The organism is Arthrobacter sp. efr-133-R2A-120 (assembly GCF_030209835.1).
Classification (GTDB): Bacteria; Actinomycetota; Actinomycetes; order Actinomycetales; family Micrococcaceae; genus Arthrobacter.
This window is the reverse complement of sequence record NZ_JARVRF010000028.1, coordinates 26424-40576: the sequence shown is the minus strand read 5'-3', so window position 1 is coordinate 40576 and position 14153 is coordinate 26424. Positions and strand designations below refer to the sequence as shown.

At 64.2% G+C, this 14153-nt stretch carries 12 protein-coding genes and 2 tRNA genes; 8 read left to right on the top strand and 6 right to left on the bottom strand.

Features of this window, described 5'->3' with window-relative positions; genetic code table 11:
* Window positions 1-64: 64 nt before the first annotated feature.
* Window positions 65-152 (bottom strand) — tRNA-Ser (locus tag QRN52_RS14070).
* A gap of 96 nt (window positions 153-248) precedes the next feature.
* Entirely contained in the window at window positions 249-2510 is a 2262-nt protein-coding gene (locus QRN52_RS14065; protein ID WP_284753440.1) for a prolyl oligopeptidase family serine peptidase, read from the bottom strand.
* A 59-nt stretch (window positions 2511-2569) separates the two neighbouring features.
* Here QRN52_RS14065 and QRN52_RS14060 point away from each other — a divergent pair, with 59 nt between their 5' ends.
* Complete coding sequence (locus tag QRN52_RS14060; RefSeq protein WP_284753439.1) at window positions 2570-4573, top strand: FAD/NAD(P)-binding protein; 2004 nt, start codon at window positions 2570-2572, stop codon at window positions 4571-4573.
* A 136-nt stretch (window positions 4574-4709) separates the two neighbouring features.
* On the opposite strand, the gene QRN52_RS14055 is transcribed toward QRN52_RS14060, so the two are convergent.
* Window positions 4710-5489, bottom strand: a complete 780-nt coding sequence (locus QRN52_RS14055; RefSeq protein WP_284753438.1) for a VOC family protein — start codon at window positions 5487-5489, stop codon at window positions 4710-4712.
* A gap of 121 nt (window positions 5490-5610) precedes the next feature.
* The gene (locus QRN52_RS14050; RefSeq protein ID WP_284753437.1) at window positions 5611-6489 is read right to left on the bottom strand and encodes an undecaprenyl-diphosphate phosphatase; all 879 of its coding nucleotides are present in this window, start codon (window positions 6487-6489) and stop codon (window positions 5611-5613) included.
* Here QRN52_RS14050 and QRN52_RS14045 point away from each other — a divergent pair.
* Complete coding sequence (locus tag QRN52_RS14045) at window positions 6488-7198, top strand: potassium channel family protein (protein WP_350225152.1); 711 nt, start codon at window positions 6488-6490, stop codon at window positions 7196-7198. The two genes, QRN52_RS14050 and QRN52_RS14045, sit on opposite strands and share 2 nt — an antisense overlap.
* 19 nt (window positions 7199-7217) lie before the next feature.
* Here the strand turns inward: QRN52_RS14045 and nirB are convergent, their stop codons facing one another.
* Entirely contained in the window at window positions 7218-9836 is a 2619-nt protein-coding gene (gene nirB, locus QRN52_RS14040; protein ID WP_284753435.1) for a nitrite reductase large subunit NirB, read from the bottom strand.
* 279 nt (window positions 9837-10115) lie between these two features.
* Here nirB and nirD point away from each other — a divergent pair, with 279 nt between their 5' ends.
* Window positions 10116-10490, top strand: a complete 375-nt coding sequence (gene nirD / locus QRN52_RS14035; RefSeq protein ID WP_284753433.1) for a nitrite reductase small subunit NirD — start codon at window positions 10116-10118, stop codon at window positions 10488-10490.
* 188 nt (window positions 10491-10678) lie between these two features.
* Here nirD and QRN52_RS14030 read toward each other — a convergent pair.
* A tRNA-Ser gene (locus tag QRN52_RS14030) sits at window positions 10679-10766 on the bottom strand.
* 115 nt (window positions 10767-10881) lie between these two features.
* Between QRN52_RS14030 and QRN52_RS14025 the strand changes: the two genes are divergently transcribed.
* From QRN52_RS14025 to QRN52_RS14005, 5 genes are read left to right on the top strand one after another with little or no spacing between them, the layout of a single operon-like run.
* Window positions 10882-11865, top strand: a complete 984-nt coding sequence (locus QRN52_RS14025; RefSeq protein WP_284753431.1) for an NAD(P)H-quinone oxidoreductase — start codon at window positions 10882-10884, stop codon at window positions 11863-11865.
* A 35-nt stretch (window positions 11866-11900) separates the two neighbouring features.
* Window positions 11901-12482, top strand: coding sequence for a PadR family transcriptional regulator (locus tag QRN52_RS14020; RefSeq protein ID WP_284753430.1), 582 nt, complete (start codon window positions 11901-11903; stop codon window positions 12480-12482).
* A gap of 34 nt (window positions 12483-12516) precedes the next feature.
* Window positions 12517-12975 carry a GNAT family N-acetyltransferase gene (locus QRN52_RS14015; protein ID WP_284753428.1) on the top strand — a complete coding sequence of 153 codons (459 nt, stop codon included), beginning with the start codon at window positions 12517-12519 and terminating at the stop codon, window positions 12973-12975.
* Window positions 12976-13001: 26 nt separating this feature from the next.
* Window positions 13002-13655, top strand: coding sequence for a bacterial proteasome activator family protein (locus tag QRN52_RS14010; RefSeq protein ID WP_284753427.1), 654 nt, complete (start codon window positions 13002-13004; stop codon window positions 13653-13655).
* Window positions 13656-13663: 8 nt separating this feature from the next.
* The gene (locus QRN52_RS14005; RefSeq protein WP_284753425.1) at window positions 13664-14116 is read left to right on the top strand and encodes a hypothetical protein; all 453 of its coding nucleotides are present in this window, start codon (window positions 13664-13666) and stop codon (window positions 14114-14116) included.
* Window positions 14117-14153: the final 37 nt, after the last annotated feature.

The window sequence follows — 14153 nt, the reverse complement described above, 5'->3', positions numbered from 1 at the left end:
AAGTCCCGGAACCCAAAACTCCCGGAACGCAAAAAGGCCCCGGTCAGGGACCGGGGCCAAAACGCGGAGACGGGGGGATTTGAACCCCCGGTGGAGTTGTGCCCCACACTTCATTAGCAGTGAAGCCCATTCGGCCGCTCTGGCACGTCTCCAGTTGCTATTGCTAGCCAACCAAGGATACGCAGAACTGGGCACCCAGTGCAAAACGGGGACGCGGGCTGCCGTCGGGGGCTCCGCCGTTAAGGGCGCTAGTGCCCCGAGCCCTTCTTGCCGGCAAGCGCCCGCCACAGGAAGTGCTGGCTGCGGGCTTGGAGCGAGGCCGCCTGGCGGTTGTCCGAGGCACCTGCGTGACCGCCTTCAAGTGCTTCGTGGAACCACACGTTCGGGATGCCCATTGCCTGCATCCGGGCTGCCATCTTCCGGGCCTGGACCGGGCCTACACGGTCATCGGAGGTGGCTGTCCAGATGAACGTCTCCGGGTACTCCACTCCGTCGCGCAGCAGGTGGTACGGCGAGAAGGTGCGGATGTACTCCCACTGTTCCGGCACGTCGGGATCGCCGTACTCGGCAATCCAGGAGTAGCCAGCCGAAAGCTTGGTGTAGCGGCGCATGTCCAGCAACGGGACGCCGCAGGAGATCGCTCCGAACAGCTCCGGGTACTGGGTCAGCATGTTGCCTACCAGTAGTCCGCCGTTGGAGCCGCCCACGCAGCCGAGCCTCCGCGGACTGGTGACGCCCCGCGAAATGAGATGCTGCGCCACAGCGGCGAAATCCTCGAACGCGCGGTGCCGATTCTCCTGCAAGGCTGCCCGGTGCCATGCGGGACCATACTCGCCGCCGCCGCGGATGTTGGCCACGACGTAGACGCCGCCACGTGAATGTGGCGCGGAGCCGTCGTCGGACGTGATGCTTTCGCTCCGGCGCTCCAGCCAGGCGCGCCCGATGGCTCCGCTGTAGGCGGGGGTCCTTGAGACTTCGAACCCGCCGTAGCCCGAGAGCTGTGTGGGGTTCTCGCCGTCGAGGTCCAGATCTTTGGACGCGACCTGGAAATAGGGCACGCGCGTACCGTCTGCTGAGGTAGCGAAGTGCTGCTGGACCTCGTAGTCCGCCTCGTTGAAGAACGACGGCGAGGACTTCACTACTGCGTGCGTGCTCGCCACCCCGCCGTCATGGCCTGCGTCGAGCGTGTAGCCGGCGATGCCCGGGGACAAGGTGCCGCGCATGAGTGTCGTGGGGGTGGTGAAGCCGGTAGCGACGAGCCAGTAGTCGTTGCCGGCGTCGTCGCCTTCTGCTTCGTCCTCGTCATCCACGGCGTAGGCGTTCACGTCGTGCAGCGGCGGGCACGCATCCAACAAAGTCGAGGCCCAACCGCCGGCGGAATCCTTGCTGGCCGGGTCGAGCACCCTGATTTCGGAAGAGACGTCGTGCAGCAGGTTCAGGAGGAGGTAGTTCCGGGTCCAGCTCCACGACTGGAGGGACGTGTGCTCATCCGGGGTGAAAAGCACGGTGAAGTCGCGTGCCCCGGACAAGTAGCCCTCGAAGTCGGCAGCCAACAGGGACCCGGCGGCGTAGGTGGTTCCATCCACGTGCCAGTCCTGCCGTGGGCGGAACATGAGCCATTCGCGGTGGGAACTGAGGTTGACGTCAGTGGGGACATCAATGGCCAGCCACGCGTCGTCGCGCAGCACGGAAGTGGTCCGGTTGAAGAAGTCGATCCAGTCCACGGCGAAAGTGCGTTCGAATCCCGGGGTGGAGTCGTGGGCGACGAGCGCCATCATGTGGTCTTCGGGGATCTCGAAGATCCGCTCTGCTTCGGCCAGGGATTGGCCGCGACGGAGCTTCACCCCGGTGCGCGCGTAGGAAGAGCTGGTTTTCGGCAGGCCGTCGGCGGTCGTGGCAACCAGGAGGGTATCGGCGTCGAGCCAGCTCACGTTGCCTTTCGCGGTCGGAAGGTCGAAGCCGCCTGCGGCAGGGTCCACGAAGGTGCGGGATTCGACGTCGAACTCGCGGTGGCGGTTGGCGTCGCCGCCGTCGGGGGAGAGGGCGATGATGGCGAGGCGGTGCGGTTCGCCATCGGCAGGGCGCAGGAAGTTTGCGCCGTGGAAAACCCATTCTTCGCCCTCGGCTGCGGCGAGTGCATCGATGTCGAGGAGGACGTCCCATTCCGGGGCGTCGCTGAGGTAGCTCTGCCATGTGGTCCGGCGCCAGAGGCCCTTGGGGTTCTGCTGGTCCTTCCAGAAGTTGTAGTAGTGCTCGCCGCGCTTGTTGACCATGGCGATCCTGTCCGTGGAGTCCAGAACCTCCAGGATTCCGGCTTCCAATGCGGCGTAGTCGGCGTCGTCGAGCAAGTCTTCGGTGCGGGCATTTTGCTCCCGTACCCAGGCCAGCTGTTCCTCGCCGTGAATGTCCTCGAGCCAGATATTCTCGTCGACAGGTTCGGGGGCGATTGCGGTTCCCTGGGCAGTTTCGTTGTCGGGCGCGGGCGCTTGATCAGCTGCTGTGGTGGTCATCCCTCATCCTAGAGTGACTGTCTGAGAAGGAAGCAAGTCACAAGAAGTTAGGCTTGGGCGTGGGTAAATCGCAGAACATTCGGGTTGGGCTGATCGGGGCAGGTCCCCGCGGCACCAGTGTGCTGGAGCGTTTGCTCGCCAATTGGGCCGCGACGGAATCACAAGGGCGTTCGCTGCATATCGACGTCGTGGACCCCTATCCTGCCGGTCCCGGGCACGTCTGGCAGCCCGAGCAGTCCCGGCTGTACCTCATGAACACGCAGTCGTTCTACCCCACACTGATCCCCGAGGACGAGCGACTCGCGCCGCCCCTGGGCGGCGGCTCCTTTGAGCAGTGGCGGGCTGAGCAGCGGTCCGTCGGCGGCCATGGCTTGAGTGCTGAGGAACGGGCCGAACTTGCCGCCCTCGCCTCGGACGACTTTCCCAGCCGTGCCCTTTACGGACGGTACCTGCGATCCACTTTGGAGGAACTGCTGGACCGTGTCCCGGCTGGCGTGGAGATCGCCTTCCATCGGAAAAACGCCGTGGCGGTGCATCCCCTGGCTGGCGGTCCGGCGGAGGGCGATCCGGACGGTTCGCCTGGTCAGCCCGCGGGCGGAGGGTTCGACGTCGAACTCGACGACGGCGCTCGGCTCACCGTGGATTCCCTTGTCCTCGCGCTGGGCCACCTTGAGTCCCGGCTCAACCCGGAGCAGCGTTCTTTCAGGGAGGTGGCGGGGGAGCTCGGGCTCCTCTACGTGCCGCCAGCCGCACCTGCCGACGTGGACTGGGCACTGGTCCCGGACGGGGAGACGGTCCTGGTCCGGGGCATGGGCCTGAATTTCTTCGACGTCATGGGCCAACTGACGGAAGGCCGCGGGGGACAGTTCGTGCCGGCCGAAGACGGTCTCCAGGGAAAGCTCAAGTACGTGCCTTCGGGCCGGGAACCGAAGATCATCGCGGCATCCAGGCGTGGCACTCCTTACCGGGCCAAGGCCGGTTTGGACGGCTACTATCCCAAGTCCGTGCGATTGCGCTATCTGACGGAGAGCGCGGTGGAACGCTTCGCCGCGGCGGGCATCCAACCTGGCTTCGACCACGATCTTTGGCCCCTCCTGCATCGGGATGCGTTGTGGGCATACTATTCAACTCTGGTCGTAGCCGAACCAGTGGCCGTGTCTGATGCGACGGAATTCCTGGCCGCCCTCGAAGACTTTTTGCAGCCCCACGCGCATGCCACCGGGCGATGGGAAAACCAGGTCGGGGAGTTGGTCTCCACCCATGTCGCAGCGTCGCGCCGCCTTGACCTGCTGGGACTCGCCGCGCCTTTGGCCGGACATTCCTTCGCGTCCAGGAAGGAACTCGACGCCGCCGTCGTGGACTATCTGGACGACGACGCCCGCCGCTCCGCGCTCGGAGAAGCAGATCCAGTGAAGATGGCGATCGGTGCCTTGCATACCGGACGGGCCATCCTGAAGAGCGCCGTGGCCGACGGCGGCATCACGGACGAGTCGTGGGTCGGTGAGCTCCGGGGCTGGTTCGAATCCTTCGTTGAGGGACTCGCGAGCGGTCCTCCGGCCCTGCGCGCCGAACAGTTGGCCGCTTTGGCGCGTGCCGGCGTCGTAAGTTTCGTGGGCCCGGATCCGCGATTCAGTGTTGACCGTTCCCAGCGCGCCTTCCGCGCGGTGTCCGCATGGGTGCACGACGACGCCGCGGAAGCCAGGACGCTGATTGAGGCCATGTCCCCGGCGAACCGGGTGGGCGTGAGTGTTTCTCCGCTCCTGCGGCAGTTGCTCGCCGACGGCTTGGTGCGGCCCAAGGTAATGATGACTGCCGAGGGAACGCCGGTGCAGACCTCCGGCTTGGACGTCCAGCCGCATCCCTACCGTTTGGTGGGCGCCAACGGTTCCGTGACTCCGGGAATGTACGCCCTTGGCCTGCAGCTTTCTTCGACCCAGTGGGGGACGGCCATTGCCGCCGAAGCCCGGCCTTCCGATGGTCGCGGCTATCGGAGTGGGCAACGGACCCTCCGCGACGCCGATGAAATCGCCAGGGACATGCTCGGCCTTCCCCTCCAAAAATGAGCATGTTCCACCAATAAAAATGAGCATGCTCTCCGCCCGTACCGACGAGTGGACATAAACCTGATATCTCCACTCGCCGGGGCCGGGGGAGAGCATGCTCTCTGGTGGGTGGTGGGCTGCGCCTAGCTGGTGGGCCCTAGGCAGCCTGGTTTTCGATGAGCTTGAAGATCGCACCCGTGGGGTCGGTCAGGGTGGCCATCCGCCCGTAGGGGGTGTCTTCAGCCGCCTGGATCACGGTAGCGCCCAAGGAGACGGCCTGCTCGATCGTGGCATCGACCTTGTCCACCGCGAAGTAGACGCCCCAGTAGGACGGCACCTCGGCCGGGAGGAAACCGGAGGCATCCATGATGCCTGCCTTGGAGTCATCGCCCGCCCCGAGCGTGGTGTAACGGAACTCCGGGGTATCGCCCACGACGGTGGTTTCCCAACCGAAGACCTTCTGGTAGAAGGAAACGGCGGAGTCGTACTCCTTGGCGAAGAGCTCGTGCCAGGCGGGTGCGCCTGTTTCGGCAGCCAGCTGATATCCCTTCATCTCGCCGAACTGCCAGGCACCGATGGCCGCTCCGGACGAATCCGCGTACATCGCCATGGTTCCCTGGTCCGGCACTTCCATGGGTTCCATGTAGACCTGGCCGCCGTTGGCGAGGGCCGCTTCGGTGGTGGCTTTGATGTCGTCAGTGCGCAGGTAGGTGGACCAGACATCGGGCATCTGGCCCATGTCTTCCTGCTTCTGCATGATCCCGGCAACCATTTTGCCGTCCTTCGAGGCCGTGATGTAGCCGCCGTACTTTTCCTGGTCCCCGGTCTCGTAGGTCCAGCCGAAGAGCGTGTTGTAGAAGGACTTTGCCTTCTCCGGGTCCGAGGTCATCAGGTCGATCCAGCACGGTGAACCGGGGGTGATGTCAGGCGTGGGCATGTTTGCTCCTGTGTCGTTACCGCGGTTGTTCCACGGTTTCATGAGTGGGTGGTGGAGACAGACAAACCCTATGCGGGGCCTCTGACAGTTTCAATGCCTTCGCTCGATGCTTTCACCGGAACTAGCCCATGACGAGCATCAGGATGAAGTAGATCGCTCCGCCGACCACCGAGTAGATTGCGAACGGCGTCAGGGTCCGGGTCTCAAAGAAGCGAAGCAGGAACTTGGTGGCGAACCACGCGGCGACACCGGCGCACAGCGCCCCCACCAGGAACACGCCGCGCTCGTCGGCCATGGCCGGGGTGAAAAGGTCGGGCAGCTTGAGCAGGGCTGCGGCGCCGATGATCGGCGTAGCAAGCAGGAAGCTGAAGCGCGCGGCGTTCTCGTTGTTCAGCCCGGACAGCAGACCGCCGGCCATAGACGAGCCGGAACGGGAGATACCCGGGATGAGGGCTGCTGCCTGGGCGGTTCCGATTGCCAAGGCGCGCTTCCACGGCAGGGTTGCGATTTCGGCGTCGGAAGCCGTTGCAGTGGCCGGGTGCTCCGCGGCGCGGCGGCTGTCCCTTGTCCGCAGGCGTTCGGCCCCGAAAAGCACGAGACCGTTGACCACCAGGAAGGCGGCTGCGATCAGCGGGGAACCGAAGAGATTCCGAATGGGCTTTTCCAAGACCAAGCCGATAATTCCGGCAGGCACGGTTCCAACCACAAGGAGCCAGCCGAGCTTCGCATACGTGTCTGACGGAGCGATCTTCCTGTCCCGGATGGAACGGCCAAGACCTTTGGCGATTTCAACCCAGTCCCGGAGGAAGAAGAAGAAGAGCACAATTGCTGTAGCCAAGTGGGTGGCAATGAGGAAGTTCAGGAATTCCGGTGCCTTCTGGTCCAGGCCCCAACCGAAGAGTTTGGGAAGGATGACGCTGTGGCCGAGGCTGGAAATCGGGAAGAGCTCGGTGATTCCCTGCAGCAGGCCCATAACGATGGCCTGGATCATATTAATCATGGGCTCGATCCTAGCCAGCGCCGGTTACTGGGAGATGAACGTTTGCTGGGAGGCAGCCGTGTGCCAGCAGGTGAACACGGCTATTAGGGTAGCCGTGGACTACGCGATGTGTCTCGTCTTGGCGCGGCGTCGCGCCCAGTGGTTCGTGCGGAACCTGCACGAATTGCTGATACTGGCCCTCCCGGTCCTCAGGCCCTTGAGGTTGTTGCGGCTCGTAACACTGCTGAAGCTGCTTCATCGCACCGCCGGGAACGCCATGCGGGGCCGCATCCTCACTTTTGTTCTCGGGTCCGCGGCCCTCCTGACGTACTGTGGTGCGCTCGCCGTGCTTGATGCGGAGGAGAACGCCGCGGGCGCCAAAATCACCAACTTTGGCGATGCCATCTGGTGGGCGATGGTCACCATCACCACTGTTGGCTACGGGGACCACTACCCGGTGACGGTCGTGGGCCGCTGCGTTGCCGGAGGCTTGATGGTCTGTGGAATCGCTGTCTTGGGCGTCGTGACGGCTTCGGTTGCCTCGTGGCTTGTTGAACAGGTCTCCTCCGGAGCTGCGGCGGCCGCAACGGTCGCCGAGGAGCCCATGAAGCAGGAGATTCGCCGGCTGGCTGAGCAGGTCAAGCGCCTGAGCGCCCTTCTGGAAAACGCCGACGGCGAGCTACGGGGCGGCGTGGTCGGAGCCCGCGGCGACCACTCGCCGTCGCCGTAGCCCGCCGTCGAGGTGCGTCTTATTCCTTCCCGCGGACCGGGATGCTGGCGGAAGAAATCAAGACGGCACTCTTTTCTTCGTTGGTGGCCGGACGGATCTGGCCGCGTTCGGGGACGAAGACGATGGCCTCGTCCTCCTGCTCGGGGGCGTTGACGAAGGAACGGAAGCGGCGGAGCCGTTCCGGATCCTTCAGGGTCGCGGCCCACTCGTCCTCGTAGGACTCGACGTGCTTGGCCATAGCGGCCTCGAGCTCGTCGGCGATGCCGAGCGAGTCCTCGACTACCACCTGGCGCACGTGCTCAAGGCCGCCGTCGAGTTCCGTCTGCCAGTGGGCGGTGCGCTGGAGGCGGTCGGCGGTACGGATGTAGTACATGAAGTAGCGGTCGATGTACTTCACCAGGGTCTCGTCGTCCAAGCCGCCGGCGAGGAGCTGGGCGTGGGCGGGGTTCGCGCCGCCGTTGCCGCCGACGTACAGGTTCCAACCTTCCGAAGTTGCGATCACGCCGACGTCCTTGCCACGGGCTTCTGCGCATTCGCGGGCGCAGCCGGACACGCCCATTTTGAGTTTGTGCGGGCTGCGCAGTCCGCGGTAGCGCAGTTCCAAGTTGATGGCCATGGAAACAGAGTCGAGCACACCGAAGCGGCACCAGGTGGATCCCACGCAGGATTTCACGGTGCGCAGGCTCTTGCCGTACGCCTGACCGGACTCCATGCCTGCGTCAATGAGCTCGCCCCAGATGTCCGGGAGTTGTTCGAGGCGGGCGCCGAACATGTCGATGCGCTGCCCGCCGGTGATCTTCGTATAGAGACCGTACTTCTTGGCGATCGTTCCGATGACCACTAGCTTGTCGGGCCTAATCTCCCCGCCTGGGATGCGGGGGACCACGGAGTAGGTGCCGTCCTTTTGCATATTGGCCAGGGCGCGGTCGTTGGTGTCCTGCAGGGTGCCGCGGCCGGCGTCGAGCACGTACGCGGAATGCTGCGACGCGAGGATCGAGGCGATGGTGGGTTTGCAGATGTCGCAGCCCGCGCCGGTGCCGTATTTGGCCAGGATGTCCTCGAAGGAGGTCAGTTCCAGCACACGGATCGCGTCGAAAAGCTCCTGGCGGGAGAGGTCGAAATGCTCGCACAGGGCCTTGGAGACCTCGATGCCGGACTTCTTCAGTTCCCCTTCGAGGAGCTTCTTGAGCATCGGCACGCAGGAGCCGCACTGCGTTCCGGCCCGGGTGCAGGCCTTGAGGCCTGGAACGTCCTGGACCGGCTCCTTGCCTTCGCACGTCCCGCACGCGTTGACGGCGTCCCGGATAGACCCGGCGGCCACGTTGTTGCAGGAGCACAGGATCGCGTCGTCGGGCAGTTCGGTCTCGGGGGCGTCACCGCCACCGGCAGCGGTGAGGTAGGCGCCGGGTTCGGCGGGCAGTTCGCGGCCGAGCAGGGGGCGCAGGCTCATGTACGGTGTGGCGTCGCCGACGAAGATCCCGCCGAGCAGGGTCTTGGCGTCGTCGGTGGTGACGATCTTCTGGTAGACGCCCCGGGCCGGATCCGCGTAGACGATCTCCAGGGAATGCTCGGTCTTGGCGAACGCGTCGCCGAAGCTGGCCACGTCCACGCCGGAGAGCTTGAGCTTGGTGGCGGTGTCGAAGCCGGGGAAGGTCGCTTGCCCGCCGTGCAGGCGGTCGGCGACGATCTCGGCCATCGTGTTCGCCGGAGCGACGAGCCCCAGGCACATCCCGCCGAAGTTCGCCACCTCACCGATCGCGAAGATGCCGGGGATCTCGGTCTCGCAACCGTCGGAAATGACAACGCCACCGCGCTGGCCAAGCGTGAAGACCTGTTCCTCGCCCTCCGCTGCGCGAAAGAGCTCATCGCGCGGCCTGACCCCGATCGCGACGATCACGATGTCGGCGTCGATGATGCGGCCGTCAGCCATGAGGACACCGGTGACCTGTCCGTCGTCGTCGGACAATACTTCCGAGGGGAACACCCCGCCGTGGATTTCGAAGCCCTTGTCCTTGATGAGGCGGCCCATTGCCTGGCCAGCGCCTTCGTCGAGCTGGGTGGCCATCAGCCATGGCGCGCCGTCGATGACGATCGGGGTGGCACCCAGCCGCTCAGTCCCGGCGGCTGATTCGAGGCCGAGGAGCCCGCCGCCGATAGTGACGGCGTTGATCTTGCGCCCCAGTTTCTCGGTAAGTTCGGTGATCGCCTTATTGATGGCCCACACGTCTTCGAGCGTGCGGTAGACATGTGTGTGCTCGGCGCCCGGGATGGGCAGGCGGGCGGCATTCGAACCCGTTGCGACTACGAGGGCATCGTATTCGTAGCTGTTGCCGGCCGCGGTTTCCACGGACTTGGCTTCGGGATTGATCTTGACGACCCGCTCGCCCGTGCGCAGCTCCAGCGCATCGTGCTCCCACATCGACGCATGCCCGAGGGTGAGGTCGTAGTCCACCTCGATGAGCGCCTTGCTCAGGGTGACCCGGTCATAGGGAAGATGCGCTTCCTCGGTCAGGACCGTGACGTGCCAGCCCTCGAGACCGCGGGTATGCATGGCATCGGCAAAACGGTGGGCCGCAGGGCCTCCGCCCGCGACAACAATGCGGCGCGGGTTCTCTGAAGGGGAAGTATGTCCGGTCACTGGCGGCCTTTCGCATGTGCCGCAGAACCGTCATCCGCGACTTGTCACTTCAGACTAAAGACACGCAGTTTCGCGTCAGTTTCCCCTTTGTTTCAGGGGCTTAACTTCGGCATCACGGTGAGGATTGCGGCGATGTGAGGTCTCCTTTACGAGCAGGACACATTGATTGCATTCCGGCGAAACATGGCGGGCCTACCGTGAAGTTGTGGCCGCAAACGGCCCGTGCCGGATGGCGGAATTGGATCCGCCGGACCGGCAGGCTAAGCGATAGGGGCTGAAATGACCGTAATTCTGGATCGGGAAAACCAAGAACAGCTGAGTGCACCGACCGCGTCCGGTTGGCACCGAGTCTGCGCCATCGACGAGCTCGAACCGGCCTGGGGCGAAGCTGCCTTGGTCGGAGGCAAGCAAGTAGCGCTGTTCCGCACCACGCCGGACGAGGTCTTGGCGGTGTCCCAACAGGACCCGGCAACTCTCTCCAACGTCATGGCGCGGGGAATCGTCGGTTCCCGGGGCAGCCGTCCCACCATCGCCTCGCCGCTTCACAAAGAGGTCTACGACCTTGAAACGGGCGAATGCTTCACTAACCCCGAACTGCGGCTCGCAAGCTACGCCACCCGCCTCGTGGACGGATACGTCGAAGTAGCCGTCTAGGCCGTAGCCGGGGCGCCCCGGCGTCGCTGCCCCGTCTGACGGCGGGCTCAAGTTCCTACTCGACGTGCAGCGCCGATTCGGCGACCGCAGCTACTGAACAGGCTAGCGTCGTCGAAAAAGCAGCAGATGCCCACAAGAAGCGATTCTGTGGGCATCTGCTGCCAGTTCGCGCCTCAAGACGCGCCACGCGGAAGGTAAGGGATTTGAACCCTTGGTGCGGGGTTACCGCACACTGGTTTTCAAGACCAGCTCCTTAGGCCGCTCGGACAACCTTCCCTGCCTAGTAGTGTTTCATAGGGAGTTGGCTGCGCCAAAAACCTGCCGCCGCGATTAACGCGGTTAAGGTGTCTGAAAAGGCCAACTGCACTGAGCGAGGGATCGGGAGCACTCTATGAAAGCCGTCTACATCTCCGAACCGGGCGGGCCCGCGGTTCTGGAAATCCGTGACGTCCCCGCTCCGGTTCCCGGACCCGGCGAGGTTCTCATCGACGTCGTCGCCGCCGGTCTCAACAGGGCGGATGTTCAGCAGCGCCGCGGGTTCTACCCGCCACCACCGGGTGCATCCGAAATTCCGGGCCTTGAGGTCTCCGGCAGGATTGCGGCGTTCGGACCCGAGGTGAGCAAGCCGTTTTCCGTGGGCGACAAGGTAGTTGCCCTGCTTTCGGGTGGCGGCTACGCGCAACAGGTTGCCGTCCCGGCGGAGCAGGTTTTGCGATTGCCCGACGGCGTGGACCTGGTCACCGCGGCGTCATTGCCTGAGGTAGCCGCCACGGTGTACTCGAACCTCATCATGACTGCACAGCTGCACGCGGGTGAGACGGTATTGATCCATGGCGCCACTGGCGGCATCGGCACCATGGCTATCCAACTCGCCAAAGCGTACGGTGCCACGGTCGCGACGACGGCAGGAACGGCCGAAAAGGTCGGAACCGCGAAAGCCTTCCTCGGAGCCGACATCGCCATCAATTACACGGAAGAAGATTTCGCCGAAAGCCTCAAGGCACAAAACGGCGGCAAAGGCGCGGACGTGATTCTCGACGTCGTGGGTGCCAAATACCTGCAGCAAAACGTGGAAGCACTCGCGGACTACGGCCGGCTGGTGGTCATCGGACTGCAAGGCGGCGTGAAGGGCGAACTCAACCTCGGTCAGTTGGTCAGCAAACGCGCGGCGATCATCGGCACAGCGCTGCGTCCGCGTCCGGTCGCCGAGAAGGGCGTCATCATGAACGCAGTCCGCGAGTCGGTTTGGCCGATGCTGGCCGACGGCCGAATCAAGCCGTTCGTGGCCAAGTCGTTCCCCTTGGAGCAGGTCCGCGAAGCCCACGAGTACTTCGATTCCGGCGAACACATGGGCAAAGTCCTGCTACTGCTCTAGCGGCGCCCGCCAAACCGGCAGTACGAAGGAGAGCGATGTCCATCCGGTACAGCATCCTGGCATTGCTTCAGGAGCAGCCACGCTACGGCTACCAATTGCGGGCGGCGTTCGAGGAACGCACAGGAGCCGTCTGGCCGCTGAACATCGGGCAGGTGTACACCACCCTGAACCGGCTGGAGCGCGACGCTTTGGTCCGCAAAGAGGGCGACGGCGGCCGCGGCCACGTGCTTTTCAGCATCACCGACGCCGGGGCTGAAGAGATCCGCCGATGGTTCTCAACCGCAGTGGATCGTGGAGCGCCGCCGAGGAACGAATTGGCCATCAAGCTGGCGCTGGCCGTCACGACGGCGGGCACCGACGTCCCCGCGCTCATCCAGGCCCAACGTGAGATTTCCCTGCGCGAACTGCAGGACTATACCCAGGACCGCAAGGACGTGGCCGCCAACCAACGAGTGACGGACACGGCCAGGCTGCTCGTCCTGGACTCCCTGATCTTCCATGCCGAGGCGGAGGCCCGTTGGCTTGATCTCTGCGAAGCCAGGCTGGTGCAGCAGGCCAATGGCTCCAGCAACGGCATGATCGGAACCGTCCGTGGTAACGGGACAACCACCGCATAGACTGCTCCGCAGGGGAGGTGCTGACATCGAAACCTTGACGAATGCCGACGTTCGGATCCGGCTGATTGGCCCGGACGACGCCGACGCGCTGATCCGCCTGGCGGAGACGGATAACTTGTTCGACGAGGATCCTTCAGTCGCCCCGTCGGGCGCATTGACGTACGACGCCGCCCGCTCCTTTTTGGGCGACCCGACCGTTCTGTTTTGGCTGGCTGAGCTCGGGGGCGGGATCGTGGGATTCCTCCACTGCTGCATTCAGCGCCGTCGCAATGCCGGACCTTGGGCCGAGCTGCTCCTCATGGAAATGGGAACTCATATCGAGTGGCGCCGCCGCGGTGTCGGCCGGTCCCTCTTGGCTGTCATGGAGGAATGGATGCGGGAACACGGAATGGAAGAGGTCTGGGTCCCCGCCAACCTCTATGCCACGGGCTTCTATGAAAAATGTGGTTTCGCTAAGGACGAAGGCGAAATACTCGTCAAGGCACTGGGCTGAGTTGCGGCCCATGAGAGTATGAACGCATGAGCGATCAGGACGACACTCAACCCAGTGGCGAGAGTTTTGACGACATCCCGGTGGAGGGCACAACCTTGGACGCTGGCACGGCACAGAGCACATCGGAAGCGGGTCCCAAGGCCAATGGGAAGCCTGGCGCCAAGAAGGGCACCACCCTGCAGGACCTCGTCGACGAACCCGCCAAGGTCATGCGGATCGGCACCATGATCCGCCAGCTCCTCGAAGAAGTGAAGAGCGCTCCCTTGGACGAGGCAGCGCGCGGACGCCTTGCCGAAATCCACGAACGCTCCATCAAAGAGTTGGAAGAGGGCCTCGCCCCGGAACTCGTGGAAGAGCTGGAACGCATCAGCCTCCCGTTCCCTGAAAACGCAACCCCCTCCGACGCTGAGCTCCGGATCGCGCAGGCGCAGCTTGTCGGTTGGCTCGAGGGCTTGTTCCATGGAATCCAGACCGCCATTGCAGCCCAGCAAGCAGCCCGGGAGCACGCTGTTGCCCAGTTGCAGCTTCGCCAGCTCCCGCCCGGAACCATGATCGCCCCGGGAGTCGTTATTGGCGAGAACGGTGAGCCTCAGCGTGCCCACCTTCCCGGCAAGGAAGCCGAACCCGGCAAACCTGCCCGAGTTGAAGATCCGGACCGCCACCCGGGCCAGTACCTCTGAGCACCGGGTTGGGATTCTTTGGGGCCGTCCGGCAAGGGCGGAAGGATGACGCTGAACTTGGCAAAGGATTGTGGCGGCGTGCCCACGACCGTTTTCACCGCGGCCTTGATCGGTATCACCAAGTGCTGGAAGGCGTCGAAGACGAGCAGCTCTACGGTGAACTCGTAGTCATTGCCAACGAGCTGGCGGGCTTGTCGTCCAGGGTTCGTGCGGTCTGCGTGGAGGCGCAGCTCCGTTCGCCCAGTGATGGGCTGGATATTCCCGGATCGCTCGCGGGTGTCCATCGTGCGCTGTCCAAAGCGGGAAACTCTCTTGCCACGACCGCGGAGGCGGCCGCGATGTTGCGTCTCGCCGTCGGGCCCGTTCCTGTGGGAGCGGTTTCGGTGCGACGACGCGCCGAAGCCGTTTACGAGCATGTAGAAGAAGCCGAACGGCTACTGAGCACGAAAGCTGGCGCGTAAGCGTTCGGGGGAGTTAGGTGCAGACGCGTCTATTCCC